General features: G+C 55.1%; 21 protein-coding genes and 3 tRNA genes. 14 read left to right on the plus strand and 10 right to left on the minus strand.

The genetic code is table 11. The features are described from left to right. The first annotated feature begins 28 nt into the window (after nucleotides 1-28). The 4 genes from ACETPC_RS08945 to ACETPC_RS08960 all read left to right on the plus strand — a co-directional run bounded on the left by ACETPC_RS08945 (nucleotide 29) and on the right by ACETPC_RS08960 (nucleotide 3,087). A complete protein-coding gene (locus ACETPC_RS08945; RefSeq protein ID WP_380180542.1) occupies nucleotides 29-1,129 on the plus strand; it encodes an alkene reductase in 1,101 nt (366 codons plus the stop codon). 167 nt (nucleotides 1,130-1,296) lie between these two features. Next, on the plus strand, nucleotides 1,297-1,704 hold the full coding sequence (gene gloA, locus ACETPC_RS08950; RefSeq protein ID WP_380180543.1) for a lactoylglutathione lyase: 408 nt from the start codon (nucleotides 1,297-1,299) through the stop codon (nucleotides 1,702-1,704). 103 nt (nucleotides 1,705-1,807) lie between these two features. After that, entirely contained in the window at nucleotides 1,808-2,464 is a 657-nt protein-coding gene (rnt, locus tag ACETPC_RS08955) for a ribonuclease T (protein ID WP_380180544.1), read from the plus strand. Nucleotides 2,465-2,580: 116 nt separating this feature from the next. After that, nucleotides 2,581-3,087: a DUF6622 family protein gene (locus tag ACETPC_RS08960; RefSeq protein ID WP_380180545.1), complete on the plus strand. Its 507-nt coding sequence runs from the start codon at nucleotides 2,581-2,583 to the stop codon at nucleotides 3,085-3,087. 69 nt (nucleotides 3,088-3,156) lie between these two features. Here ACETPC_RS08960 and ACETPC_RS08965 read toward each other — a convergent pair whose 3' ends face one another. After that, complete coding sequence (locus ACETPC_RS08965) at nucleotides 3,157-3,495, minus strand: Grx4 family monothiol glutaredoxin (protein ID WP_125289787.1); 339 nt, start codon at nucleotides 3,493-3,495, stop codon at nucleotides 3,157-3,159. Between the two features lie 360 nt (nucleotides 3,496-3,855). Between ACETPC_RS08965 and ACETPC_RS08970 the strand changes: the two genes are divergently transcribed. Together ACETPC_RS08970 and purR are read left to right on the plus strand one after the other, a co-directional pair. Continuing rightward, entirely contained in the window at nucleotides 3,856-4,653 is a 798-nt protein-coding gene (locus ACETPC_RS08970) for a C40 family peptidase (protein WP_380180546.1), read from the plus strand. 312 nt (nucleotides 4,654-4,965) lie between these two features. Beyond that, nucleotides 4,966-5,991, plus strand: a complete 1,026-nt coding sequence (gene purR / locus ACETPC_RS08975; protein WP_380180547.1) for an HTH-type transcriptional repressor PurR — start codon at nucleotides 4,966-4,968, stop codon at nucleotides 5,989-5,991. Between the two features lie 236 nt (nucleotides 5,992-6,227). Here the strand turns inward: purR and punR are convergent, their stop codons facing one another. Further along, nucleotides 6,228-7,145 carry a DNA-binding transcriptional activator PunR gene (gene punR / locus ACETPC_RS08980; RefSeq protein WP_380180548.1) on the minus strand — a complete coding sequence of 306 codons (918 nt, stop codon included), beginning with the start codon at nucleotides 7,143-7,145 and terminating at the stop codon, nucleotides 6,228-6,230. 112 nt (nucleotides 7,146-7,257) lie between these two features. Between punR and punC the strand changes: the two genes are divergently transcribed. Together punC and cfa are read left to right on the plus strand one after the other, a co-directional pair. Next, nucleotides 7,258-8,448, plus strand: coding sequence for a purine nucleoside transporter PunC (punC, locus tag ACETPC_RS08985; RefSeq protein WP_380180549.1), 1,191 nt, complete (start codon nucleotides 7,258-7,260; stop codon nucleotides 8,446-8,448). A gap of 294 nt (nucleotides 8,449-8,742) precedes the next feature. Next, nucleotides 8,743-9,891: a cyclopropane fatty acyl phospholipid synthase gene (gene cfa / locus ACETPC_RS08990; RefSeq protein ID WP_380180550.1), complete on the plus strand. Its 1,149-nt coding sequence runs from the start codon at nucleotides 8,743-8,745 to the stop codon at nucleotides 9,889-9,891. Nucleotides 9,892-10,149: 258 nt separating this feature from the next. On the opposite strand, the gene ACETPC_RS08995 is transcribed toward cfa, so the two are convergent. The 6 genes from ACETPC_RS08995 to ACETPC_RS09020 are packed head-to-tail and all read right to left on the minus strand — an operon-like array spanning nucleotide 10,150 to nucleotide 17,633. Then, the gene (locus ACETPC_RS08995) at nucleotides 10,150-11,571 is read right to left on the minus strand and encodes an amino acid permease (RefSeq protein WP_380180552.1); all 1,422 of its coding nucleotides are present in this window, start codon (nucleotides 11,569-11,571) and stop codon (nucleotides 10,150-10,152) included. 10 nt (nucleotides 11,572-11,581) lie between these two features. Further along, nucleotides 11,582-12,574: a succinylglutamate desuccinylase gene (gene astE, locus ACETPC_RS09000; protein WP_380180554.1), complete on the minus strand. Its 993-nt coding sequence runs from the start codon at nucleotides 12,572-12,574 to the stop codon at nucleotides 11,582-11,584. Next, nucleotides 12,558-13,901, minus strand: a complete 1,344-nt coding sequence (gene astB / locus ACETPC_RS09005; RefSeq protein WP_380180556.1) for an N-succinylarginine dihydrolase — start codon at nucleotides 13,899-13,901, stop codon at nucleotides 12,558-12,560. The genes astE and astB overlap by 17 nt, the downstream gene beginning before the upstream one ends. 13 nt (nucleotides 13,902-13,914) lie before the next feature. Continuing rightward, nucleotides 13,915-15,381 (minus strand): succinylglutamate-semialdehyde dehydrogenase, encoded by a 1,467-nt coding sequence (astD, locus tag ACETPC_RS09010; RefSeq protein WP_380180557.1) that lies wholly within the window; start codon nucleotides 15,379-15,381, stop codon nucleotides 13,915-13,917. Further along, entirely contained in the window at nucleotides 15,378-16,412 is a 1,035-nt protein-coding gene (gene astA, locus ACETPC_RS09015; RefSeq protein WP_380180559.1) for an arginine N-succinyltransferase, read from the minus strand. Before astA ends, astD begins: the two co-directional genes overlap by 4 nt. Nucleotides 16,413-16,427: 15 nt before the next feature. Further along, nucleotides 16,428-17,633, minus strand: coding sequence for a bifunctional succinylornithine transaminase/acetylornithine transaminase (locus ACETPC_RS09020; protein WP_380180560.1), 1,206 nt, complete (start codon nucleotides 17,631-17,633; stop codon nucleotides 16,428-16,430). 512 nt (nucleotides 17,634-18,145) lie between these two features. Between ACETPC_RS09020 and ACETPC_RS09025 the strand changes: the two genes are divergently transcribed. Continuing rightward, nucleotides 18,146-19,420, plus strand: coding sequence for a Glu/Leu/Phe/Val dehydrogenase (locus ACETPC_RS09025; protein WP_380180562.1), 1,275 nt, complete (start codon nucleotides 18,146-18,148; stop codon nucleotides 19,418-19,420). Here ACETPC_RS09025 and ACETPC_RS09030 read toward each other — a convergent pair. Beyond that, nucleotides 19,417-19,656 carry a hypothetical protein gene (locus ACETPC_RS09030; protein ID WP_380180564.1) on the minus strand — a complete coding sequence of 80 codons (240 nt, stop codon included), beginning with the start codon at nucleotides 19,654-19,656 and terminating at the stop codon, nucleotides 19,417-19,419. The genes ACETPC_RS09025 and ACETPC_RS09030 overlap by 4 nt on opposite strands. 127 nt (nucleotides 19,657-19,783) lie before the next feature. Further along, nucleotides 19,784-20,446, minus strand: a complete 663-nt coding sequence (locus ACETPC_RS09035) for a riboflavin synthase subunit alpha (protein ID WP_380180566.1) — start codon at nucleotides 20,444-20,446, stop codon at nucleotides 19,784-19,786. Between the two features lie 94 nt (nucleotides 20,447-20,540). On the opposite strand from ACETPC_RS09035, the gene ACETPC_RS09040 reads away from it, so the two are divergent. The 5 genes from ACETPC_RS09040 to pykF all read left to right on the plus strand — a co-directional run bounded on the left by ACETPC_RS09040 (nucleotide 20,541) and on the right by pykF (nucleotide 24,230). Beyond that, a complete protein-coding gene (locus ACETPC_RS09040) occupies nucleotides 20,541-21,914 on the plus strand; it encodes an MATE family efflux transporter (protein WP_380180568.1) in 1,374 nt (457 codons plus the stop codon). Between the two features lie 141 nt (nucleotides 21,915-22,055). Continuing rightward, nucleotides 22,056-22,132, plus strand: a tRNA-Val gene (locus tag ACETPC_RS09045). A 4-nt stretch (nucleotides 22,133-22,136) separates the two neighbouring features. Further along, a tRNA-Val gene (locus ACETPC_RS09050) sits at nucleotides 22,137-22,213 on the plus strand. Nucleotides 22,214-22,266: 53 nt separating this feature from the next. Next, nucleotides 22,267-22,343: transfer RNA gene (locus tag ACETPC_RS09055), tRNA-Val, on the plus strand. A gap of 474 nt (nucleotides 22,344-22,817) precedes the next feature. Then, the gene (pykF, locus tag ACETPC_RS09060; protein WP_380180570.1) at nucleotides 22,818-24,230 is read left to right on the plus strand and encodes a pyruvate kinase PykF; all 1,413 of its coding nucleotides are present in this window, start codon (nucleotides 22,818-22,820) and stop codon (nucleotides 24,228-24,230) included. The last annotated feature ends 241 nt before the right edge of the window (nucleotides 24,231-24,471 follow it).

Raw genomic sequence — 24,471 nt, forward strand, 5'->3', positions numbered from 1 at the left:
GCGCAGGCCGTTTTATCAGGAGTGATTAATGCAGCTGAATACGCTTTTTACCCCGCTAAAAATCGGCGCGATCGTAGCGCCCAACCGTATTTTTATGGCGCCGCTGACGCGTTTGCGCAGCGTTGAGCCGGGCGATGTCCCTACGCCGCTGATGGGCGAATACTACCGCCAGCGCGCCAGCGCCGGGCTGATTATTACCGAAGCCACACAAATCTCTTTCCAGGCGAAAGGCTATGCTGGCGCGCCGGGTCTGCATACCGCTCAGCAAATCGCTGCGTGGAAAACCATTAACGCGGGCATTCATCAGGATGGCGGCCACAGCGCCGTGCAGCTCTGGCACACTGGCCGTATCTCTCACAGTAGCCTACAGCCGGACGGCAAAGCGCCTGTCTCTGCTTCCGCTATCAATGCTGAAACCCGTACTTCGCTGCGCGATAAAGAAGGTCGAACCATTCGGGAAGCGACTTCAACGCCGCGCGAGCTGCGTCTGGATGAGATAGATGATGTAATCAACGATTTCCGTCAGGCCGTGATCAACGCGCGCGAGGCGGATTTTGATCTGGTGGAGCTACACTCCGCGCACGGTTATCTGCTGCACCAGTTTATCGCGCCCGCTTCTAACCAGCGCAACGACGCTTACGGCGGCAGCGTGGAAAACCGTACCCGCTTTGCGCTGGAAGTCGTTGATGCGGCCATTGACGGCTGGAGCGCAGACAGGATCGGTATTCGCATCTCGCCGCTCGGCCCTTTTAACGGCCTGGATAACGGCGAGGATCAGGAGGCCGCTGCGCTTTATTACATTGGTGAACTGGCGAAGCGGAAGCTGGCTTATCTGCATATATCAGAACCAGACTGGGCTGGCGGCAAACCTTACAGCGACGCCTTCCGCCAGGCGATTCGCGCGGCTTACCCCGGCGTTATCGTCGGCGCAGGCGGCTACACGGCGGAAAAAGCGGCGGCGCTGATTGAACAGGGCCTGATTGATGCGGTAGCTTTTGGCCGCGACTATATCGCCAATCCGGATCTGGTTGAGCGCCTGCGGCAAAACGCGCCGTTGAATGAACAGCGTCCCGAGCTGTTCTACGGCGGCGGCGCGGAAGGCTATACCGACTATCCGACGCTGAAGTAAGCTGAAGGTTTTCTCGCCGGGCGACAGGACAAAGCACGCATTTCCTGGTTTCCGTTAAGCCATAGCTGCTATCCTGTAACGCTGTGAATTTCTCCCGCCGTCAGGGCGAGGAGGAATTCAGGCTATGCTTGTTATCGGATGATAACGTTTGTTTAAAAGAGGATGTTATGCGCTTACTTCACACCATGCTGCGCGTTGGCGATCTGCAACGCTCCGTTGATTTTTATACTAAAGTGCTGGGCATGCGCCTGCTGCGCACCAGCGAAAACACCGAATATAAATATACGCTGGCTTTTGTTGGCTACACCGAAGAGAGCGAAGGCGCGGTGATTGAGCTGACCTATAACTGGGGCGTGGATAAATATGAGCTGGGCGACGCCTATGGCCATATCGCGCTGGGCGTGGACGATGTAGCGGCCACCTGCGAGCGCATTCGCAGCGAAGGCGGCAATGTCACCCGTGAAGCCGGCCCGGTTAAAGGCGGCACTACCGTTATCGCTTTTGTAGAAGATCCGGACGGTTATAAAATCGAACTGATCGAAAACAAACACGCGGGCCACGGCCTGGGCGCGTAACGCGTCAGGGTGCCGTTCAGGCACCCTTCTTTCCCCTTCTTCTGCTGCAACCCGTAGCGAAATTTGCCATAATGCGCCCTCAATTTTCGCCTGTGAGATCCTGATGTCCGAATCGAACGAACTTAACGCCCTCAGCAGCCGTTTTCGCGGTTTTTATCCGGTGGTAATCGATGTTGAAACCGCGGGTTTTGACGCCAAAACCAACGCTTTACTGGAAGTGGCGGCCGTCACCCTGAAAATGAACGCCGACGGCTGGCTGGAAAAAGACGAAACGCTTCATTTCCACGTTGAGCCGTTCGAAGGTTCTGTTCTGCAGCCGGAAGCCCTGGCGTTTAACGGGATAGATCCGTCAAATCCGCTGCGCGGCGCGGTCAGTGAATATGAAGCGCTGCACGCTATTTTTAAAGCCGTGCGTAAGGGCATTAAAGACCAGGGCTGCAACCGTGCCGTGATGGTGGCGCATAACGCCACCTTCGATCTGAATTTTATGAACGCCGCAGCGGAGCGAGCCGGACTGAAACGTAACCCTTTTCATCCGTTTGTTACCTTTGATACCGCCGCGCTGAGCGGACTGGTGCTGGGACAAACGGTGCTGGCGAAAGCCTGTACCGCAGCCGGGATGCCTTTTGACAGCTCGCAAGCCCACTCGGCGCTGTATGACACCGTGCAGACCGCGGATCTGTTTTGCGAGCTGGTTAACCGCTGGAAGCGCCTTGGCGGCTGGCCGCTGCCGGAGATGCAGACAGAAAGCGAAAGCTAAACCCTGCCCGGCCCGGATTCAGTCAATCCGGGCTTCTTTGTGGTAGCTCAAACTATTTAACTAACAACGTGGCATGCTTGTCGATCAATGGAACACCGATCGGCCAGGAAGCGATTATGTTGGAAATAGCAGCGCATACCCCAAAGTGGGTTTTTCTTTTATTTATTTTATTACTTTGGCTCAGCATCAAATCTTGTTTCCCGCGCGAAGTTAACCCGCGACGGGCGTTAATTTCCCCGCTGGCGTTTTTGGCACTATCTCTGCACACCTTTATGCAATATCCGCATCTGGTGTCTGATATGGCGGCCTGGCTGGCGGGCGCTATGATCGGTGCCGCGTTATCCTATTCTCTGTTGCAGTCGCAACGCTTCAGGCTGGGGAAAAATAAGCTCACTCTGGTTGCGCCCGGCACGCCCGTTATCCTGGTTATTACCCTGGCTTATTTTCTCTTACGCTATTATTTGGGTTATCAGGAGGCGCTACGGGCCGATAAGCAGGCGGTACCCTTACCGCAGCTGCTGCTGATGTTTTCCTCAGCAGGCTTTATTACCGGTTTCTTTATTTGCCGCGCCTGGCTGCTGTTAAAAAATTATAATCTGCTGAGCCGCGCAGTCGCGCCATAAAAAAAGCTGCACCTGATTGATTCAGGTGCAGCTTGTTTAAACCTGCGCAATGGCAGACGCCGCGCTGGCTTATTCAGCCGCGTCGCTTGGGTATTTCTGCGCCGTTTCTTTGATCAGCTGCTGCAGTTCGCCAGCCTGGAACATCTGAATAATGATGTCGCAGCCGCCGACCAGCTCGCCATCAACCCACAGCTGTGGGAAAGTCGGCCAGTTGGCATATTTAGGCAGTTCGGCACGGATTTCCGGATTCTGCAGGATATCCACATAGGCAAAACGCTCGCCGCAGGCGGAGAGCGCCTGAACGGCCTGCGCGGAGAAGCCGCAGCTTGGCAGTTTTGGGGAGCCTTTCATATACAGCAGGATCGGGTTTTCTGCGATCTGGCGCTCAATTTTCTCAATGGTGCTCATAAATGCCTTCCTCAATCGGCTACTACGTGTCTGTATAGTGTAGCGAGTCTGCCCGTGCGATGAAAATCTCATTTTCAGCCGCCCGCTGCCGCTACGGTTATAAAACAAAACGCTAAAATACCATTTTCCGCCTGCTTACGCTGCGTTAACTGCAAATTTCAGCGCTAATTTTGCGCAGATAAACGGTTGAACTGGCTGATTTTTACAGCTTTTACCGCTTCGTAAGGATTGAAACAAAAAAGGCCTTACTTTTTAGTAAAGAGTTCGATTAGAATTGTCCTAACTGACTGCCCAGCCGCAGCTCTCCTTATTTAGCCATGCTCTTGCCTCTGGCGGGAGCACAAACTGTTAATGGTAAAGATGCGTTTACTCATCACGCTGTTCATGCTGGCCTTCGCCCAGCTGTTTATGTCCATGGCGCACGCATCGCCTCACGCTGCCGTTAAAGCGGATCACCACAAGGCGGACAGCGCTACACCCGCCCGCGAAGACGATCGCCGTAAGCGCCGCCCGGTTAAAACCACCACCCGCAAAGTCAAAGAAACCAGCAGCCGTAAAGCCAAAGAAGTTGCCACCAAAAAAAGCCGCACGCCCAAATATAAATTACGCAAAAAAGAGTCTGTGGCCGCCGCCGCTCTGCCGCCTAAAAAACGCTATGGCCGTCACCGTTTGCGCAACGAAGAAACGGAAGCCCTGACCAGCGGCTCGGCATCTTCGCCACTTAAGCTCAGCAAGGCACACCGCGCGCGCTATCAGAAAGCACGCGAAACCGCGATGAACAAATTGATGAGCCAGCTGGGCAAACCCTATCTGTGGGGCGGCACTTCGCCTAAAACCGGTTTCGACTGTAGCGGCCTTGTCTGGTACGCCTATAAAGATCTGGTGAAATTTAAAATCCCCCGTACGGCCAACGAGATGTATCACCTGCGAGACGCTGCCTCCATAAAACGCGGCGAACTGGAAAAAGGCGACCTGGTCTTCTTCCGCATCAACGGCCGTGGCGCCGCTGACCACGTGGGCGTCTATCTGGGCGACGGCAAATTTATCCAGTCGCCGCGCACCGGGAAGGATATTCAGGTCAGCGCGCTAAGCGAAGATTATTGGGAGCAGCATTATGTCGGCGCCCGCCGCGTAATGACGCCGAAAACTATTCGCTGAATTACAGCCCGTTGCGCATCAGGCGCAACGGGCCGTTGTTTTTCGCCTTCCGTAAAGGTTTTTTCCCTGCGTAACGGGTAAAATTCTCGTTTTCTGCCGCCGCTCTTGTTAGAATCCACGGTTTGTTGCGCAACAGGCCCTTATGCCGGTATTACGCAGGCGTCAGGTCGGTTACGCTACCCTGAACCCCCTCCTGATGTAACCATTCCGCAACAATAAATGCGCAAATACATCAGGGTTTTTATAATTCCAGGCAAACGTTTAACAAACCGCTTTTCAGTGACTTACTGAACAGCGCAGGAGTCTTTTTCCATGGCAACCATTAAAGATGTGGCCAAACGCGCCGGTGTCTCCACGACCACCGTGTCCCACGTCATCAATAAAACCCGCTTCGTCGCCGAAGAGACGCGGGAAGCCGTCTGGGCAGCGATTAAAGCGCTGCACTATTCGCCCAGCGCCGTGGCCCGCAGCCTGAAGGTCAATAACACCAAAACTATCGGCCTGCTGGCGACCTCCAGCGAAGCGCCCTACTTTGCCGAAATCATCGAGGCCGTGGAACACAGCTGTTTCGCCAAGGGCTATACCCTGATCCTTGGCAACGCGCATAATGAACTGGAAAAGCAGAAAGCCTATCTGTCGATGATGGCGCAAAAGCGCGTGGATGGCTTGCTGGTGATGTGCGCGGAATATCCTGATGAATTGATCACCATGCTGGAAGAGCACCGCAATATCCCTATGGTAGTGATGGACTGGGGGGAATCGCGCGGTGACTTTACCGACACTATCCTGGATAACGCTTTTGAGGGCGGCTATCTGGCTGGCCGCTACCTGATTGACCGTGGCCACCGTGATATTGGCGTGATCCCCGGCCATATGGAGCGCAACACCGGCGGCGGCCGTCACGCAGGTTTTCTGAAAGCGCTGGCGGAAGCGGGCATTACCCTGCGCGAAGAGTGGCTGGTTCAGGGCGATTTTGAACCGGAATCGGGCTATCGCGCCATGCAGCAGCTGCTTGCGCAAAAACAGCGGCCAACCGCCGTATTTTGCGGCGGCGATGTCATGGCGATGGGTGCTATTTGCGCTGCCGACGAGATGGGCCTGCGCGTACCGCAGGATATTTCGGTGATCGGGTATGATAACGTGCGCAACTCGCGCTACTTTACGCCTGCGTTGACCACCGTGCATCAGCCGAAAGAGCGCCTGGGCGCAACGGCCTTTAACATGCTGCTTGATCGTATCACCAGCAAGCGCGAAGAGCCGCAGACTATTGAAGTCCATCCAACGCTAATTGAGCGCCGCTCCGTTGCGGATGGCCCCTTCCTCGACTACCGTCGCTAAGCCGCCCCAGGCTGCTGACAAACCTTTGGTTGCGTTTAAATCAGCGACAGAGCGGCAGAGGCAGATCGGAACACGGACACGCCGTTAATCCGTCCGTGGAGGCTCGGTTGGCGCGTCCATGCGCCAAACGGTCCGCTTATCCGCCCTGCCTCTGCCGCTATCAGGCTGCCGTATGGCTGTAAAAAAAAGCCAGGTGTGAGGAATGCTTCAGGTTTGTCAGCAACCTCAGGCGGCTTTTAGCCGCCCGTTTCCTCCCGCAGCCATTCGCTGTTCAGCGTTTCAGTTTCGCCCAGGTAGTCCAGTAACCAGCTCAGGGCTGGCGAGGTCTGCTGCTCTGACCAGCTAACGCAACAGGGGCTGTCAGGAAAAGCCGGCTCCAGCTTCAGCTCGCACAGCGAGCCGTTTTTCAGCAGCGGTTGCGCAAGATGGCCCGGCACCATGCCCACACACAGACCGGCCAGCAGGCAATCAAAGGCGCTTTCCCAGTCCGGCGCCACCAGCCGCCGCTGATTATCCAGCGTCCAGGTAGTTCTTTTCGGCAGCGCGCGCGAGGTATCTTCCAGCACCAGTGAAGGCCATTCCCGAATAGCCTCTTCGTTAATCTTCTCTTTGTGTAGCGCCAGCGGATGGCCCGCTTTTACCACGCAGCGCCAGTTTAATGCGCCCATATTTCGAAAGGCGAACCTGCCGCCAACCGGGATTGCCTGCGTTGCGCCTATCGCTACGTCTACCCGGCCATCGGCCAGCGCATCCCAGACGCCGTTAAACACCTCTGAAGAGAGATGCAGCTCCATATCCGGAAAATGGCGGTAGAAATCCACCACCAGCTGGCGGGTGCGCGATGCCTTAACAATACGATCGACGGCAATATTCAGCTGTCCACGCCAGCCGTTGGCCACCTGCTGGCACTGACGGCGCGTGACAAGCATTTTTTTGATAACAGCACGCCCTTCCTGAATAAAATGCTCACCCGCTGCCGTGAGCACTACATCGCGATGGCGTCGCTCGAAAAGCGGTACCGCCAGCCACTCTTCCAGCTGACGGACGGTATAGCTGATAGCAGAAGGCACGCGATGTAGCTCCGCCGCCGCCGCAGTAAAGCTGCCCGTTCTGGCAACCGCATCTATCACTTCCAGCGAATGTTCAGACCACATAATTACCCTGCAAAAATTTTGAACGCAGGATGCAAATATTACCGTTTCACAACGCTGGCGGCACTCTTTTACACTCCCGCCCGCTATTTATTTCCTAACAGAGCTATTTCTTATGCCATCGAAAGGATTTTTGCTTTACCTTGCGCTGCTGAGCGTGGCCGGTTTTCTCGCCACCGATATGTATCTGCCTGCCTTTGGCGCTATGCAGCAGGATCTGCAAACCGACGCGAGCGTAATTGGTGCCAGCCTGAGTCTGTTCCTGGCCGGTTTCGCCAGCGCGCAGCTTTTCTGGGGGCCACTTTCTGACCGTATTGGCCGTAAGCCGGTGCTGTTGATGGGCCTGAGCCTGTTCGCCCTCGGTTGCGGCGCCATGTACTGGGTGCAGTCCACTCCGCTGCTGCTGGCGCTGCGCTTTATTCAGGCCGTGGGGATCTGTGCCGCTGCCGTAAGCTGGCAGGCGCTGGTGATCGATCGCTATCCTGCCAGCCAGACCAACCGCGTTTTCGCCACTATTATGCCGCTGGTCGCGCTCTCGCCCGCGTTGGCGCCGCTGCTGGGTGCCTGGCTGCTGGATCATTTTTCCTGGCGGGCAATTTTTGTCGCGTTGCTGCTGCTGGCCCTGATTTTGCTGGCGGCGACGCTTTTTATCGCCGCGCCCAAGCCTGAAGCACATTCCACAGAGAAAGCAAAAGTCGGCTTCTTTACCCTGTTGAAGTCGCCAATTTGGAGCGGCAACGTGCTGATTTATGCCGCCTGCTCCGCCTGCTTTTTCGCCTGGCTGACCGGTTCGCCTTTTATCCTCGCCGATTTGGGCATGTCGCCAGGCGATATCGGGCTGAGCTATGTGCCGCAGACGCTGGCTTTTCTGGCAGGCGGCTATGGCTGCCGCACGCTGCTGAAGCGCACGGAAGGCGCATCGCTGCTGCCATGGCTGCTGACCATTTATGCGTTAAGCGTGGGCGCCTTTTTTATCGCCGCGCAGGTGGAAATGCCTTCGACCTGGGCACTGCTGCTGCCGTTCTGCGGCATGGCGCTGGCTAACGGCGCTATCTATCCCGTTGTGGTAGCCAGTGCGCTGCAGCCTTTCCCGCAGGCCAGCGGCAAAGCGGCCGCGCTGCAAAATGCCCTGCAGCTCGGTCTCTGTTTTGTCGCCAGCATGCTGGTTTCTGGTTTTATCGCTACGCCGCTTGTTACGACCTCGCGGGTGATGCTCGGTACTGTCTTTCTGGTGCTAATTGGCTATATTTTACAGCGGGCAACGGTTAAGCAGACGGCGTTAGCCGCAGCGCAGAGCCGCCGTTAACTGCCTGATGCCAGATAGTTAGCATCCTAACAATAAGGCGTTGAATATTGCCTGAGGTGAGCCTATACTCGCTTTCAGGCAATAAATTATAACAACTTTGTATCATTTTTTGCGTCCTGACAGGGTTGTCCGGGTGTTCAATTCTGGCAAGCCCCTTTTACCCTGCAGGTTTCAATTCAATCCTCTGTAACGTCGGATATCAGGCGCACTGCAAAGTGTGCGTTTTCTCACAATCCTGTAGAAATTGACTATGCTTTTTCTCAGGTTTCAATCACGAAGGGTGATGGAGAAGCTATGAGTTCATCGTGTATAGAAGAAGTGAGCCTGGAAGAAAATCAGTGGTACCGCATCGCCCAGGAAATGTTACGCAACGCCGATATTGAAATTAACGGCACCCGTCCCTGGGATATCCAGGTCAACCAGCCTGACTTTTTTAAACGAGTTATGCAGGAAGGATCTTTAGGCCTGGGCGAAAGCTATATGGACGGCTGGTGGGAGTGCGAGCGGCTGGATATGTTTTTTCACCGCGTGCTGCTGGCCAAACTGGATCAACAGCTTCCCCACCATTTCAAAGATACGCTGCGTATTGCCGCTGCGCGTCTGACTAATTTGCAATCCCGCAAGCGCGCCTGGATTGTCGGTAAAGAGCATTACGATCTTGGTAACGATCTTTTTACCCTGATGCTTGATCCTTATATGCAATATTCCTGCGGCTACTGGAAAGAGGCAAAGACGCTGGAGCAGGCGCAGGAAGCCAAATTGAAGATGATCTGCGAAAAGCTTCAGCTGGAACCCGGCATGACGCTGTTGGATATCGGCTGCGGCTGGGGCGGACTGGCAGCCTATGCCGCTCGCCACTACGGTGTGAAAGTCTCTGGCGTGACCATTTCCGCCGAGCAGCAGAAGCTGGCGCAGCAGCGTTGCGAAGGATTGGATGTCACTATTCTGCTTCAGGACTACCGCGATCTCGATCGGCAGTTTGACCGTATTGTTTCCGTCGGTATGTTTGAGCACGTTGGCCCCAAAAACTACGCCACTTATTTCGACGTTGTGGATCGTAACCTGAAGCCGGAAGGTATATTTCTTCTGCATACTATCGGCGCGAATAAAACGGACGATCATGTCGATGCGTGGATTGATAAATATATTTTTCCGAACGGCCGCCTGCCTTCCGTTCGCCATATTGCCGAGGCGCACGAACCGCATTTTGTTATGGAAGACTGGCATAATTTCGGTGCGGATTACGATCTGACGCTGATGGCCTGGCACCAGCGCTTTTTAACCGCGTGGCCGCAGCTGGCGGAAAAATATGGCGAACGCTTTAAGCGTATGTTCAGCTACTATCTGAACGCCTGCGCTGGCGCTTTCCGGGCCAGGGATATTCAGCTCTGGCAGGTTGTATTTACTCACGGTAAAGAAGGCGGTTTGCGCGTTCCGCACTGATTAAAAGAGTCGGCGTCAGAACCAATGAGGTTGATAGTATGCCGGTGCCGGCTCAGGAGGGCCTGTGTCTTCCGCAAAGACGCAAAAAACGCCATCCGTGGCAGCTCAGTACGGGCCGTCCATGGCCCGTAATGCTTTGCTCCAGCCACAGGCCCTCCATCGCTTCACGTTTGTCGTCGTCTGAAAAGTCAGCGTTAAAGCCGATTTTTATTCAGGCGGCGAGAGACTAGTCACCGCCCTGCTTTATGCTGCTCTCCTTCAGGTGCTGCTGACTACTTTAAGCGTCTGCGCCCGGCGTATCTTCACTTTCCAGATAATCCAGAGCAGGCCAAACCAGAACGGCATGGCGCAAAGCGCGGCCAGCGTATCGGCATCGAAGATCATAATGACTACCGTAAAAGCAAAGAACAGCAGGCTTGCCCAACTCATCACTATACCCGCCGGCATTTTGAACCGCGATTGCGCGTGCAGATCCGGCCGCTGCTTACGGTAGGCGAGATAGGCTACCAGGATCATGCCCCAGCTATAGATAACCAGTATCGCCGCAAGCGTGGAGACAATGGTAAACAGCGTCATCACGTCGGGCACCAGAAACAGCAGCAGCGTCCCGCTCAGCATGCAAAAACAGGAGAAAAGCAGGCTGCGCACCGGGATCCGCGTGGTTCTCGACAGGATGCGAAATTGCCAGTGCGCATGCTTCTCTACCGACAGGCCATAGAGCATACGGGTGCTGGAATAAACGCCGCTGTTAGCAGAGGACATAGCGGAAGTCAGCGCGACAAAGTTAATAATAGCAGCGGCGGCTGGCAAGCCAGCTTTGGCAAACAGAGTGACGAAAGGACTGACATCCGGGGAAATAGCCGCCCAGGAGGTCACGGCGATAATCACCACCATTGAGAGCATATAGAAGATGATAATACGTAGCGGAATGGCGTTGATTGCTTTCGGCAGGATTTTTTCGGGGTCGCGAGTTTCGGCAGTCATGGTGCCGAGCAGCTCTATACCGGTATAGGAGAAAATGGCGATCTGGAAACCTGCCAGAAAGCCCGCTACCCCATGCGGCAAAAACACTGCCGCATCGGTAAGATGATTGAGCGAAGCGCGGACGCCATCCGGCGACGTCCAGCCGGTAGCCACCATCCAGAATCCGGTAAAAATCAGCGCAACGATGGTAATGACTTTGATCAGCGCAAACCAGAATTCCGCCTCGCCGAACATTTTAACCGACAGCAGGTTGAACATGCAGAGAATGCCCAAAGTCACCAGCGCCGGGATCCAGGCGGACATTTCCGGAAACCAGTACTGCATATAGCCGCCGCAGACCACCACATCGGCGATGCAGGTCACAACCCAGCTTAGCCAGTAAGACCAGCCCAGATAGAAGCTGGCTTTGGGACCTAAATAGTCCGCCACAAAATCGGCAAAGGAGCGATAGTCGAGCTTCGACAGCAACACTTCACCCATTGCGCGCATCACTAAATAGACAAAAAAACCCACCAGCGCATAGATGATAAGGATGGAGGTGCCTGCCACGGCGATGTTCTTTCCGGCGCCCATAAATAAGCCGGTGCCGATGGCGCCGCCCAGGGCGATCATCTGGATATGACGCTCGCTCAGCCCTCGTTGCAGCTGTGCTGAAGGAGAAGAAGTTGACGGCGTAGGCGATTCTTTAACGGTCATGGCAATTCCTTCAGTTTTGCGGCGAACAGCCCGGTTTCAATAACAGGCCTGCGCGCAGACCCGGCGCGACGCCAGCGTTAGGAAAGAGGATCCAGGGCGCAGCGTCGTCCACTTGCCAGGTTTTATCCGCTTCGCAGGCGATAACATAGCCCGCCGGAAGCCGGGTAAAGTTTTCTGTCTCAGGATCCAGATTGAGCCTGAAGCCGCTGCTGGTCTTGATGATGCTTTCTGCCACCGTAAAGAAATGCATCGGCGGACGCGTTCTTGTCGACAGCGGTTTATCTGCCAGCAAGGCGCGGATCGCGCTGTCGGTAGCGGCGAAACGGCTAAGATCGTTCTGGCCGAACGGCAGCGCTTTACCAAGCTCCAGGGTACAGCTCTGTGCACCGAAGGTTTCGCTAACGTAATGACTGAAGGTGCCGCCGGGCGCGGTATGCTGCACTACCGCGTCAAGTTCACAGGCTTCCAGCAGCGCGTAAAACGCTTTGCTGTAGCTATGTTGATGGCATGGGATTAAAGCAAACTGTGGGAAACGCGAAGCGCGGATCGCCGTATGCATATCCAGATGGTAGCGCGGCCCACCAGCTCGCTGAAAAAAAGCGTCTGTCGCCTTTTCCAGCTGCGCCGCCCGTCGGCTCTCGTTGCCCGGCGCGGCATCGCGGTGACGTCCGCCGAACAGCCGATTCATATCGCTATGCAGATAACGCTTACCGGCCCGCAGCGCGGGCAGGTTACCAAATATCAGCAGCAGCGCCTGGCTAAGCGGCTGCTCGCCAGCGATCAGCGATGCCAACAGCGCGCCGAGCATCTCTACCGGCGCGGTTTCATTACCGTGGATCCCGGCGGACACTACCACGGCTCCGGTCGGATGCTCAGGAATAAGCTGTAACACGCCTTCGTCCAGCCAGGTCGCCTGTAGCGCGGCGGGAAAGCGCGCATCGCGCAGGCGACAATTAAGCAGATCGTCAATTATCGCCTCTCTTTTTTTAGCGCTGGAAGTCATAGATACTCCCCAGCGACAGAATTTGCGTCAGCTCGTCCAGCGCCTGCCGCACCTCGCGCAGCAGCTGCGGATCGACCAGATCGCTGCTGTGTAATCGATCCCGATAGTGTTTTTCCACCCAGCGGGTTAGCTGCTGGTAACGCTCTTCGTTCATCAGGCTGCCGCTGTTGACGGCGGCTCGCTCGGCCTCATTCAACACCACCCGTAACCGCAGACAGGCAGGCCCGCCGCCGTTGCGCATGCTTTCACGCAGATCAAATAGCTGGATTTCGTCGATCGGAGAATCAGGCTGGCTGGTCAGGTCGTTAAGATAGCGCCAGACGTTTTCGCGCTGGCGGCACTCTTCCGGCACCACAATCACCATTTTCCCGTCAGGCTTGCTCAGCAGCTGGCTGTTGAACAAATAAGAAGCGACGGCATCCTCCAGCGAGACCTGTTCCTGCGGCACCGCCACGTTCTCAAACGGCAATCCCAGCGCGGCACTTTTCTCGCGTAGCTGGTTCAAGAGATTTTCCTGATCGACAAAGGCGTGCTGATGATGAAAGAGCACGTGCCGGTTACTGACTGCGATAACATCGTTATGAAAAACACCGCTGTCGATCGCAACAGGGTTTTGCTGAGCAAACAGCGTGTAATCCGGATTAAGCTGATGCAAACGGGCTACCGCTTCGCTTGCCTCTAAAGTTTGACGCGCCGGGTAACGTTGCGGCGCAATGCCGCCACCGAATGCTTTGCGACCATAAACAAATAGCTGTATGCCCTGGCGATCGTAGTTGCCGCAAAAGCGGTTATGGTTAGCCGCGCCCTCATCGCCAAAATCGCTTTGCTGCGGCAGCGCCGCATGGTGGCAGAAGTGGGCGTCATTATTAAAGGTGGCCCGCAGGATGGCCGACGTTACCGGTGCTTCAAGTGAACGGTGCAGCTTGTTGTTAAGATTCGCTACGGTGAAATGCACCTTACCATCCGCACTGTCTGCCGAAGGCGAAACCGTTGCGGCATTTGCTGTCCACATCGACGAGGCGGAGCTGAGCGCAGAAAGCAGATGCGGCGAGGTTGCCGCCGCGCGTGCCAGAACCTGCGTATCGTTACCGGTGAAGCCCAGCATACGTAGCGCGTCAACGTTGGGGCGCGGCTGCGGCGGTAGAATCCCCTGCACAAAGCCGCGATCCGCCAGCGCCTTCATTTTTGCCAGGCCCTGCAATGCGGCCTTGCGCGGATTCGACAGGCCGTCACGGTTGTGCTGCGAGGCCTCATTACCGACCGACAGCCCTGCATAGTGATGCGTCGGGCCAACCAGCCCGTCAAAATTTGCTTCATAGCCAGACATAAAAACCTCGGTATCAGAAAGGAAGGCCCGGAGAAGGCGTGGCGGGCAGCGTCAGGGATTCGCTGGTGAGCGAGGCCATCGGCCAGGCGCAATAATCGGCGGCATAGTAAGCCGAAGGCCGGTGATTGCCGGAAGCGCCGACGCCGCCGAAAGGCGCCTTGCTGGAAGCGCCGGTTAGCGGCCGGTTCCAGTTAACGATCCCGGCGCGCGCCTCTTCTGTCAGCTTTTCGAATAACGCCGCTTCCGGCGATATCAGCCCAACAGCCAGGCCATAGCGCGTCTGGTTCGCCAGCCGGATCGCCTCGTCAAAACTTTCATAGCGCACTACGCTCAGCAGCGGGCCGAAGTACTCTTCATCCGGCACGCTGATGCCTGAAATATCAATAATACCGGGCGTCAACCTGGTTGCCTGCGCATCGGGTTGGCGCATTGCCAGCAGGCTTTTTCCGCCCAGCGCCAGCAGCTTTTGCTGCGCCTCCAGCATTGCCTGCGCCGCCTGAAGCGAGATCACACCGCCCATAAAGGGCTGCGGCTCGGCGTTCCACTGACCAACACGGATTTGCTCGCTTACTGCCACCAGCCGGGCCAGCAGCTCATCGCCCTGCGGCCCGGCTTTTACCAGCAGCCGTCGGGCACAGGTGCAGCGCTGACCAGCAGAGATAAAAGCAGACTGAATGATCAACTGCACGGCGGCGTCGCGGTCGCTGTAGCTATCCACAATCAGCGCGTTATTGCCGCCCATCTCCAGTGCCAGCATCTTCTCCGGCTGTCCGGCCAGATAGCGATGAAAATGAAAACCCGCCGCCGCGCTGCCGGTAAACAGGACGCCATCAATCTGCGGATTTTCCAGCAGCGCTTTACCCGTCTCCTTACCGCCCTGCACCAGATTCAGCACGCCGTCCGGCAATCCTGCCTGCTGCCAGAGGCGCAGAGTCATTTCCGCCGTAGCGGGCGTCAATTCGCTGGGTTTAAAAACCAGGGTATTGCCTGCGATCAGAGCAGGAATAATGTGGCCATTCGGTAGATGTCCGGGGAAATTGTAGGGGCCGAACACTGCCATTACGCCGTGTGGCTTATGGCGCAGTTGCGCTTTGCCGTCCGGCATTGCTATTTCGCTAAAGCCGGTGCGTTGCGACCAGGCTTCCTGCGAGATTGCCGCTTTGCCGATCATCGCCTGTACCTCGGTGCGGGTTTCCCACAGCGGCTTGCTGGTTTCCTGCGAGATCAGCGCGGCAAACTGCTCTTTGGCCTCGGCCAGACAGGCGGCGAAGCGCCCGACAACTTCCATTCGCGCATCAACCGGCAACCGTGCCCAGCCAGGGAAGGCCTTGCGCGCCGCATCACAGGCCGCCTGGACATCGGCATCATCGGCGCTTTGCGCCTGCCAAAGAATTTGCTGATCTTCAGGTGAATATTTGGTCAGCTCCAGGCCGTTGCCCTGGCGCCACTCTCCGGCAATAAAATGTGCTGCATGGTTCATAGTGCGCTCTCTTCTGGATAGAGGGAAACCAGACGCAGCCTGTCAGTATCACTGACCTGCAGCGCCCGGCGCTGGGCTTCGTTAAGTGAAAGGGGACAATCTTCAGTATCCGGCTGTACCAGCACCGCACGGAAATCAGCAAAATTTTCGCTGGCGACAAGAAAGGGCGAGCGGGATGTGGCTAACGCCTCGTCTGCCCGGCCAGCGGTAATAACCCGGCTGTCACGGATAGCGCGAATAACATCGGTTTCAGCCTCAAGTACCGGCCCTGCGTCGAAAATGTCCACGGACCCGCGCCAGCTGAAGCCCTCTTTTTCCAGGATTGCTCTGGCGGGTGCGGTACGCGGATGCACTTCACCGATCACCCGCTGCGCCGCCGCAGGCAGCAGCGAAATATAAATAGGCCAGGAAGGCATCAGCTCGGCGATAAAGGTTTTCATGCCGGTACCGGTCAGGCGATCGGCTTCGGCAAAGGGAATTTCAAAAAAGTGATGGCCCAACGCGTCCCAAAACGCCGAGCCGCCCTGCTCATCAACCACGCCACGCATCTCCGCAAAAAGATGAGAGGAGAAAAGATGGCGGTGCGCGGCGATAAACAGCAGCCGCGCTTTCGACAGCAGCAGGCCATTGCGATTGAGCTGGTAATCCGGGTCAAGAAACAGCGTACAGAGTTCGCTGTGGCCCGTATGGTCATAGCTGAGATGCAGCAGCTCCTGATTTTTATAAACGCCGATCTCGCGTGAAGCACGTACGCTACGCTGAATGCGAAAATTATAAAAAGGCTCGTTCAGCCCGACGGCTACTTCAATCGCGCTAACGCCAGCCACCCGACCCGTTAGCGGATCTTCAAGCACAAAAAGAAAGCTTTGCTGGGCGCGTGGCAGGTTTCCCGCGAAGGTTTCGAGACTGCCGTGAATACGCGCCCTGAGGCGGGTTTCATCATGCGGCAACGAGGTCATTCCTGGACCAGCACATGCAGCGAGCCGCAGGATATCGGGCAGATCGGATTCTTTAACTGGTCGAAACAGCACGGGCGTACTCCTCTGTTAGCCGACGAAACGAGCAACGGCGCGCTCAAGCCGCGTAAATGCCGCTTCCAGGTCGCTGAAAGGAATATTCAGCGCTGGCGCAAAGCGCAGGACATCTGGCCCGGCGATCAGAGCGATTACGCCTTCTTCCGCCGCAAGGTTAGTCAGCGCTTTGGCTTTACCACGATAAGGCGTTGCCAGCTCTGCGCCGATCAGCAGACCTGCGCCACGGATTTCGCTGAACACGCTATGGCGGGCGCTTAACGCTGCCAGGCGCTCCGCTATCCAGCTATGACGCTCTTTTACGCCCTCTAACAAAGTGCTGTCTAACTGTGCCAGTACGCTATTAGCAACGGTGGCGGCTAACGGGTTGCCGCCAAAAGTCGTTCCATGCGTGCCGGGCTGAAAAACTTCCGCCCAGGCATCGCGCGTCAGCATTGCACCAATCGGGAAGCCGCCGCCCAGCCCTTTTGCGCTGGTTAAAATATCGGGCTCGACGCCATAATGCTGATAAGCGTAAAGCGAACCGGTACGCCCCGCGCCGGTCTGCACTTCATCAAAAATCAGCGTGGCCTGATGGCGATCGCAGAGCTGGCGCAGCCCCTGTAAAAATGCAGGCTCTGCCGGGCGCACGCCGCCCTCGCCGATAATTGGCTCAACAATGACTGCGCAGGTGCGCTCGGAAATATGGTCGCTGACGGCCTGTAAATCGTTGTAGGGCAAATGGGTGATGTCGCCAGGTAAGGGCGCATAGTCCGCCGAGTATTTGGGCTGACCACCTACGGTAACGGTGAACAGGGTGCGACCGTGAAAAGCGTTCTGGAAAGCAATGATTTCGCTTTTGCCTTTGCCGTGTCGGTCGGCGGCGTATTTGCGCGCCAGCTTGAGCGCTGCCTCGTTAGCCTCTGCGCCAGAGTTACAAAAAAAGACTTTGTCGGCAAAAGTCGATGCAACCAGCGTCTTCGCCAGCTGCAATACAGGTTCATTGGTGTAGCCGTTGCCGATATGCCAGAGTTTGTCGATCTGAGATTTTAGCGCTTCGGCAAGATGCGGATTAGCATGCCCCAGCGAATTAACCGCAATGCCGCCAGCCAGATCGATATATTCTTTATCCTGCTGATCCCAAACGCGGGAGCCGCTGGCCTTTACCGGAATAAAAGGCGCGGGGGAAAAACAGGGCACCATGTATTTATCGAAATCTTCACGATTCAGACGTGCTGACATTGTCATTTCTCCTGAAATGAAAGAGGAAAGGTTTGGCGTGCCGACATCAATACATTCTGTAATTCACTGGCGCAGTTAAGTCGCTAAATTAATTAATTTATCGCTCATAACCTGGCGAGTTAAATAGATAGCAGCACAGGCTGAAGGTTAAATAAAACCGGCTCCTTTGAGCGGCGTGAGAATGATACTGTGCGCATTCGTTAACAAAGTCAACACATCTAAGATTCATTCTATTCACTTTTTGATCGCTTTCAAACTTCTGAAAAAACGAAAGAAAATTCAATTTATGCAATTCAACTGCATACTATTTGCATAAATGTGCACTCTATACAGCTATAAAAAGTTGCTTAATTATTCACGTGAAACCAGCCAGAAACCTTGGTTTTATTTTTTGCAGACGTTAAGAAAAATACACAGGACGGAATTTAATGTTAGGTTTACTGCCGTCAACCAGGTTCAGATTTTAGCGATTTCCCTACATATTTAATGACTCAAAATCGATAAGGTTCTATATGGAAAAGTTATCTTACGCATCAGAAAGCAGCACCTCTGCCTGGACCACTTATCTGCGACAAATAGATCGCGTGGCGCCTTATTTAGGCGAACTGGCTCGCTGGACAGAAACTTTACGCCATCCCAAGCGCGCGTTGATAGTGGATATTCCGCTGCAGATGGATGACGGCACAATCCGCCATTTCGAAGGTTACCGGGTGCAGCACAACCTTTCCCGAGGACCCGGTAAAGGCGGCATTCGCTATCATCCGGATGTGGATCTCAATGAGGTAATGGCGCTTTCCGCCTGGATGACGATTAAATGCGCCGCGGTCAACCTGCCCTATGGCGGGGCTAAAGGCGGGATCCGCGTCGATCCTTTCTCGCTTTCAGAAAGCGAGCTGGAGCGCCTGACGCGCCGCTATACCAGTGAAATCGGCCTTATTATTGGGCCGCAGAAAGATATCCCCGCGCCGGATGTTGGTACCAACGGTAAAGTCATGGCGTGGATTATGGATACCTATTCGATGAATCAGGGCACGACCGTCACGGGCGTAGTTACCGGCAAGCCTGTGCACCTTGGCGGCTCGCTGGGTCGCGAAAAGGCAACCGGGCGCGGCGTCTTTATTACAGGCAGAGAAGTTGCCCGTCGCGCCGGTATCGGCATTGAGGGCAGTCGCGTGGCGGTTCAGGGCTTCGGTAACGTCGGCAGCGAGGCCGCCCGTCTGTTTGCTGAAGCGGGCGCACGCGTAGTGGCTATCCAGGATCACAGCGCGACGCTTTACAATGAGGCTGGTATCGACCTGGTGGCGCTCGGCGACTGGCAGGCGCGGCATCGTAAAATCGCCGGTTTTGCTGGGGCGCGGGAGATTGCCAGTGAAGCGTTCTGGGATGTGCAGCTGGATATTTTGATCCCGGCAGCGCTGGAAGGACAGATTACGCCAGAGCGCGCTAAAAAACTGAGCTGCCGGCTGGTACTGGAAGGCGCAAACGGCCCAACCTATCCGGAAGCAGACGATATGCTGGCGGAAAGAGGCATTCTGGTGGTGCCGGATGTAGTCTGTAACGCTGGCGGCGTAACGGTAAGCTATTTTGAATGGGTGCAGGATATGGCGAGCTTTTTCTGGAGCGAAGAGGAAATCAATCAGCGCATGGACAGGATTATGACTGAGGCAATGGTCAGCGTCTGGGATAAGGCCAGCGAAAAAGGCTGTTCTTTGCGCACGGCGGCCTACATTGTGGCCTGCGAACGTATTCTGATGGCAAGGCAGGATCGCGGCATCTATCCCGGTTAAGCGTTGGGGCTGCTGTGCCCGATGCAAAGTGCGGGAAGAGCGGTAACGGCAGCCAATAGTGACAGAGAGCGATCGCCTTGTGTTCCGGGCGGCGCTCTGGTTTTGTTTTCATAACGCAGAAAGCGACGGTCCGGCCGGTTGTCGGCATTGTCATAGTGAAAACCTTCCGCCACCGACAGCGGGTTGTCTTCCTGTAATAAGGTCAGGTGGTCGCTGGGAAAAATCCCTGCAGACAAGAAACAGACTTTGTTTTAAATTTTTCTCTATAGCAGGTTAATAAAAACTATCGGCCAATTATACCGCTTTAAAAACCAGACCGGCAATAATCGCCGCCAGCCTGGCCTGAAACGCTAAAAGCAGGCGTTATTCCGCTGCCGGCTCGTTTTCTTTTTCCGCAGCGGCTGCCAGTAGCGCGGCTTCGCGCTGCGCCAGCACGCGCTCTACGGTTTCGACAATTGCCTGAGTATGCGGGTCTATCTCAATGTTAACCTTGTCGCCCAGCCGTTTGCGGCCCAGCGTGGTTCTCGCCAGCGTTTCCGGGATAAGATGCACGCAAAATTTGCTTTTAGTGACTTCGCCCACCGTCAGGCTGATGCCGTCAATACCGATAAAGCCTTTATGCAGAATATATTTCATCTGCTCGCCGTCCTGCGGCTTAAACCAGATTTCACGGTTATTTTCCGAGGTCAGGATTTTACAGATTTCCGCCGTGGTCATTATATGGCCGGACATTAAATGGCCGCCGATTTCATCGCTGAATTTTGCTGCGCGTTCAACGTTGACCACATCACCAATTTTAAGCTCGCCAAGATTGGTAATACGCAGCGTTTCTTTGACCAGATCGAAACTGACGCGGTTGCCGTCAACTTCAGTGACCGTCAGGCAGCAGCCGTTATGAGAAACGGACGCGCCCAGCTCCAGTCCCGGCAGCAGCTCATCGGGCAGCCGGACAATATGGGTGCGAAAATTCGGTTTTTCTTCGATTGCCAGCACCTCTGCGGTGCCCTGCACAATACCGGTAAACATAATTATGACCTCGGTGGATTTTTCGCTATTCTTGTCTGATCTCAAAACTATACCAAATAGTCTCTCTCCCTTCAGTTAAAAAACAGGTGTATGCGTGCAGAAGTATTTAACAGAGGCGCGTCAATTGCTGGCGCTGGCGATCCCGGTTATTTTCGCGCAGGTAGCGCAAACGGCTATGGGCTTCGTGGATACGGTGATGGCTGGCGATGTTAGCGCGACGGATATGGCCGCCGTGGCCGTGGGCACCTCTATCTGGCTGCCAGCTATTCTGTTCGGGCACGGTCTGCTGCTTTCGCTTACGCCCGTGGTGGCGCAATATAACGGCTCGGGCCGCCGGGATCGTATCGCCTTCCAGGTTCGCCAGGGCTACTGGCTGGCCGCTTTTGCCTCACTGCTGATTATGCTGGTGCTTTATAACGCCGGTTATATGATCCGAGCTATGCACGATATCGATCCCGTTATGGCGGATAAAGCGGTCGGCTATCTGCATGCGCTGCTTTGGGGAGCGCCCGGCTATCTATTCTTTCAAACCGCACGTAATCAGTGTGAAGGCCTTGCCAAAACCAAGCCTGGCATGGTGATGGGTTTCCTGGGACTGCTGGTTAATATCCCGGTCAACTATATTTTTATCTACGGCCATTTTGGCATGCCCGCGCTTGGCGGCGTTGGCTGCGGCGTGGCGACAGCATCCGTTTATTGGGTGATGTTTATCGCCATGAAGTTTTGGGTATCGCGCGCACCTTCCATGCGGGATATTCATCTGGCCGAACGGTTTAGTATGCCGGATCGCACCGCCCTTTCTCGCTTGTTTAAGCTCGGCTTGCCCGTAGCGCTGGCGCTGTTTTTCGAAGTGACGCTGTTTGCCGTAGTGGCGCTTCTCGTCTCGCCGATGGGGATTGTAGAAGTCGCCGGGCACCAGATCGCACTGAATTTCAGTTCGCTGATGTTCGTTCTGCCCCTTTCGCTCGGCGCCGCCACCACTATTCGCGTAGGCTTCCGACTTGGGCAAGGCTCGACAGAAGCGGCCCGCGTAGCCGCCTGGACCGCTCAGGGCGTCGGTATGTCGCTGTCCTTGCTGACGGCGTTATTTACCGTAGTTTTTCGCGAACAGATTGCCCTGCTTTATAACCATAATCCGGCAGTCGTGGCGCTGGCGGCTCAACTGATGCTGCTGGCCGCCGTCTATCAGTTTTCCGACTCGGTTCAGGTGATAGGCAGCGGCATTTTGCGCGGCTATAAAGATACCCGCGCTATTTTCTTTATTACTTTTATCGCTTATTGGGTGCTTGGCTTGCCCAGCGGCTATATCCTGGCGCTTACGGACTGGGTGGTCGCGCCGATGGGCCCGGCAGGCTTCTGGACCGGCTTTATTATTGGGCTGACCTCCAGCGCCGTTATGATGGTCTGGCGTATTTTGCGGCTGCAACGCCAGCCGGAGTCGGTGCTGCTGGCGCGGGCAGCCCGCTAACGCCTTAATTTAACCGCAATGTTTAAAAATGCCGCGCTCTGCACAGTTGCGCAGCAGTCGCACCAAAAATAGCGATTTCTGCTTGCAAGGCGTCAGGGCTATCGCTAATATTCGTCCCCGCTGTCACCCAGACAGCACGATGCGTTCTTAGCTCAGTTGGTTAGAGCACCACCTTGACATGGTGGGGGTCGGAGGTTCGAGTCCTCTAGAACGCACCAAAGTGCGTCCGTAGCTCAGTTGGTTAGAGCACCACCTTGACATGGTGGGGGTCGGTGGTTCGAGTCCACTCGGACGCACCAAATCACGTTTTCCGTTCCGTTGACCGGTTTGGTCATTCAGAATACATCACAGTGCGTCCGTAGCTCAGTTGGTTAGAGCACCACCTTGACATGGTGGGGGTCGGTGGTTCGAGTCCACTCGGACGCACCAAATCATGTTTTCCGTTCCGTTCCTCCAATAAGCGTCTGGTCCACAAGTACGAGTTTTTGGAACACTCTACCCTTTGTTTCCCTGCCGTTTATAAAGTTTGCGCAACGCGCAAAGCCGCTCCCGATCTTTCTGCCTTTTCCTGATAATTTTTTTCACCCCAACCTGATCTGCTACAAGCTTTCCTGCATTCTGAAAAACTTTTTAATTGGTTTTCAATGGGCTGAATAGTTATAATACGAAACGTTGTTTCACTTGAATGGTTTCAGCGTATGGTTGGCCCTTTAGCAAAAACAGTAGCCCGTTGCGCAACAGATCTTTGCGCCTGCGCCAAAACCGCGTTTAAACTTCCTCTGCACGCTTTTTTTCTGTCACCTATCCTTAAGCTGTATCTCAGTTCGCCGCTCGGGCGGCACGCACCACAAACACCGGGCTCTCGATTTATTTCATCCATCACAACTTAACAGATGACTCGTCATGAAAAAGACCAAGATTGTTTGTACTATCGGTCCAAAAACCGAATCGGAAGAAATGTTGACCAACCTGCTGGACGCGGGCATGAACGTCATGCGTCTGAACTTTTCCCACGGCGATTACGACGAACACGGTAAGCGTATCGCTAATCTGCGTGCGGTAATGAACAAAACCGGTCAGCAGGCCGCTATTCTGCTGGATACCAAAGGGCCGGAAATCCGTACCATGAAGCTGGAAGGCGGTGCGGACGTTTCGCTGAAAGCCGGCCAGACTTTTACCTTTACCACTGACCAGTCCGTTATCGGCAACAGCGAACGCGTTGCGGTGACCTACTCCGGCTTTGCTTCCGATCTTTCTATCGGCAACACCGTGCTGGTGGACGATGGTCTGATTGGCATGGAAGTCACCGAAGTTACCGAGCACACCGTAGTCTGTAAGGTGCTGAACAACGGCGACCTGGGCGAAAACAAAGGCGTTAACCTGCCTGGCGTTTCCATTCAGCTGCCTGCGCTGGCGGAGAAAGACAAGCGCGACCTGATTTTCGGCTGCGAACAGGGAGTGGATTTCGTCGCTGCTTCTTTTATCCGCAAGCGTTCCGACGTGCTGGAAATTCGCGAGCACCTGAAACAGCACGGCGGCGAGCATATTCAGATCATCTCTAAAATTGAGAATCAGGAAGGCCTGAACAATTTTGACGAGATCCTGGACGCTTCCGACGGCATCATGGTAGCGCGTGGCGATCTGGGGGTGGAAATCCCGGTTGAAGAAGTAATTTTTGCGCAGAAGATGATGATCAAGAAGTGCAACCGCGCGCGTAAAGTGGTGATTACCGCTACGCAGATGCTGGATTCTATGATCAAGAACCCGCGCCCTACCCGTGCGGAAGCAGGCGATGTAGCTAACGCCATTCTGGACGGCACCGATGCGGTAATGCTCTCTGGCGAAAGCGCCAAGGGCAAATATCCGCTGGAGTCAGTGACCATTATGGCCACTATCTGCGAACGCACCGATCGCGTGATGAAGAGCCGTATCGACTCGCAGCATGACAACCGCAAAATGCGCATTACCGAAGCGGTATGCCGTGGCGCAGTCGAGACAGCCGAGAAGCTGGAAGCACCGCTGATCGTGGTGGCGACCGAAGGCGGTAAGTCAGCCAAGTCCGTGCGTAAATATTTCCCGAACGCCACTATCCTGGCCTTAACCACCAATGAGCGTACCGCACGCCAGCTTATTTTAAGCAAAGGCATCATCACTTCCGTGGTAAAAGAAATCGCCTCCACGGATGATTTTTACCGCATTGGCAAAGAAGCGGCGATCGCCAGCGGCTATGGTCAGAAAGGCGATGTAGTAGTGATGGTTTCCGGCGCCTTAGTGCCAAGCGGAACCACCAATACCGCCTCTGTGCACGTTCTGTAATCGAAGATTACGCCTTGTAGCGAAAAAGCGTCCTGAGTGGCGCTTTTTTTACAGCTTTGCTAACGAGTTTTGCTAAAAATTCCAATCGAAATAAACGATGCAATTCGCCTTTAAGGCAGGATAAGTCCGATTGAAATCACCTGTTTTCGCTAATTTTTTTTGGCTTTACTGGAAAGACGGTGCATCTTTGAGCGAACGATCAAATTTAAGCACGTTCTCACTAAAAATTTATTCTCATTGG

Source organism: Pantoea sp. sgz302252 (assembly GCF_042610525.1).
In the GTDB taxonomy this organism is placed as follows: Bacteria; Pseudomonadota; Gammaproteobacteria; order Enterobacterales; family Enterobacteriaceae; genus Erwinia.

Bases quoted from the DNA above. Each gene is read 5' to 3' on its own strand.
- ACETPC_RS09025 (WP_380180562.1), top strand. From the start codon at position 18,146: ATGGAAAAGTTATCTTACGCATCAGAAAGCAGCACCTCTGCCTGGACC.
- ACETPC_RS08995 (WP_380180552.1), bottom strand. From the start codon at position 11,571: ATGACCGTTAAAGAATCGCCTACGCCGTCAACTTCTTCTCCTTCAGCA.
- purR (WP_380180547.1), top strand. From the start codon at position 4,966: ATGGCAACCATTAAAGATGTGGCCAAACGCGCCGGTGTCTCCACGACC.
- astB (WP_380180556.1), bottom strand. From the start codon at position 13,901: ATGTCTGGCTATGAAGCAAATTTTGACGGGCTGGTTGGCCCGACGCAT.
- ACETPC_RS08960 (WP_380180545.1), top strand. From the start codon at position 2,581: ATGTTGGAAATAGCAGCGCATACCCCAAAGTGGGTTTTTCTTTTATTT.
- pykF (WP_380180570.1), top strand. From the start codon at position 22,818: ATGAAAAAGACCAAGATTGTTTGTACTATCGGTCCAAAAACCGAATCG.
- ACETPC_RS09020 (WP_380180560.1), bottom strand. From the start codon at position 17,633: ATGTCAGCACGTCTGAATCGTGAAGATTTCGATAAATACATGGTGCCC.
- astD (WP_380180557.1), bottom strand. From the start codon at position 15,381: ATGAACCATGCAGCACATTTTATTGCCGGAGAGTGGCGCCAGGGCAAC.
- ACETPC_RS08945 (WP_380180542.1), top strand. From the start codon at position 29: ATGCAGCTGAATACGCTTTTTACCCCGCTAAAAATCGGCGCGATCGTA.
- rnt (WP_380180544.1), top strand. From the start codon at position 1,808: ATGTCCGAATCGAACGAACTTAACGCCCTCAGCAGCCGTTTTCGCGGT.
- ACETPC_RS08970 (WP_380180546.1), top strand. From the start codon at position 3,856: ATGCGTTTACTCATCACGCTGTTCATGCTGGCCTTCGCCCAGCTGTTT.
- ACETPC_RS08965 (WP_125289787.1), bottom strand. From the start codon at position 3,495: ATGAGCACCATTGAGAAAATTGAGCGCCAGATCGCAGAAAACCCGATC.
- ACETPC_RS09035 (WP_380180566.1), bottom strand. From the start codon at position 20,446: ATGTTTACCGGTATTGTGCAGGGCACCGCAGAGGTGCTGGCAATCGAA.
- astE (WP_380180554.1), bottom strand. From the start codon at position 12,574: ATGACTTCCAGCGCTAAAAAAAGAGAGGCGATAATTGACGATCTGCTT.
- gloA (WP_380180543.1), top strand. From the start codon at position 1,297: ATGCGCTTACTTCACACCATGCTGCGCGTTGGCGATCTGCAACGCTCC.
- punR (WP_380180548.1), bottom strand. From the start codon at position 7,145: ATGTGGTCTGAACATTCGCTGGAAGTGATAGATGCGGTTGCCAGAACG.
- punC (WP_380180549.1), top strand. From the start codon at position 7,258: ATGCCATCGAAAGGATTTTTGCTTTACCTTGCGCTGCTGAGCGTGGCC.
- cfa (WP_380180550.1), top strand. From the start codon at position 8,743: ATGAGTTCATCGTGTATAGAAGAAGTGAGCCTGGAAGAAAATCAGTGG.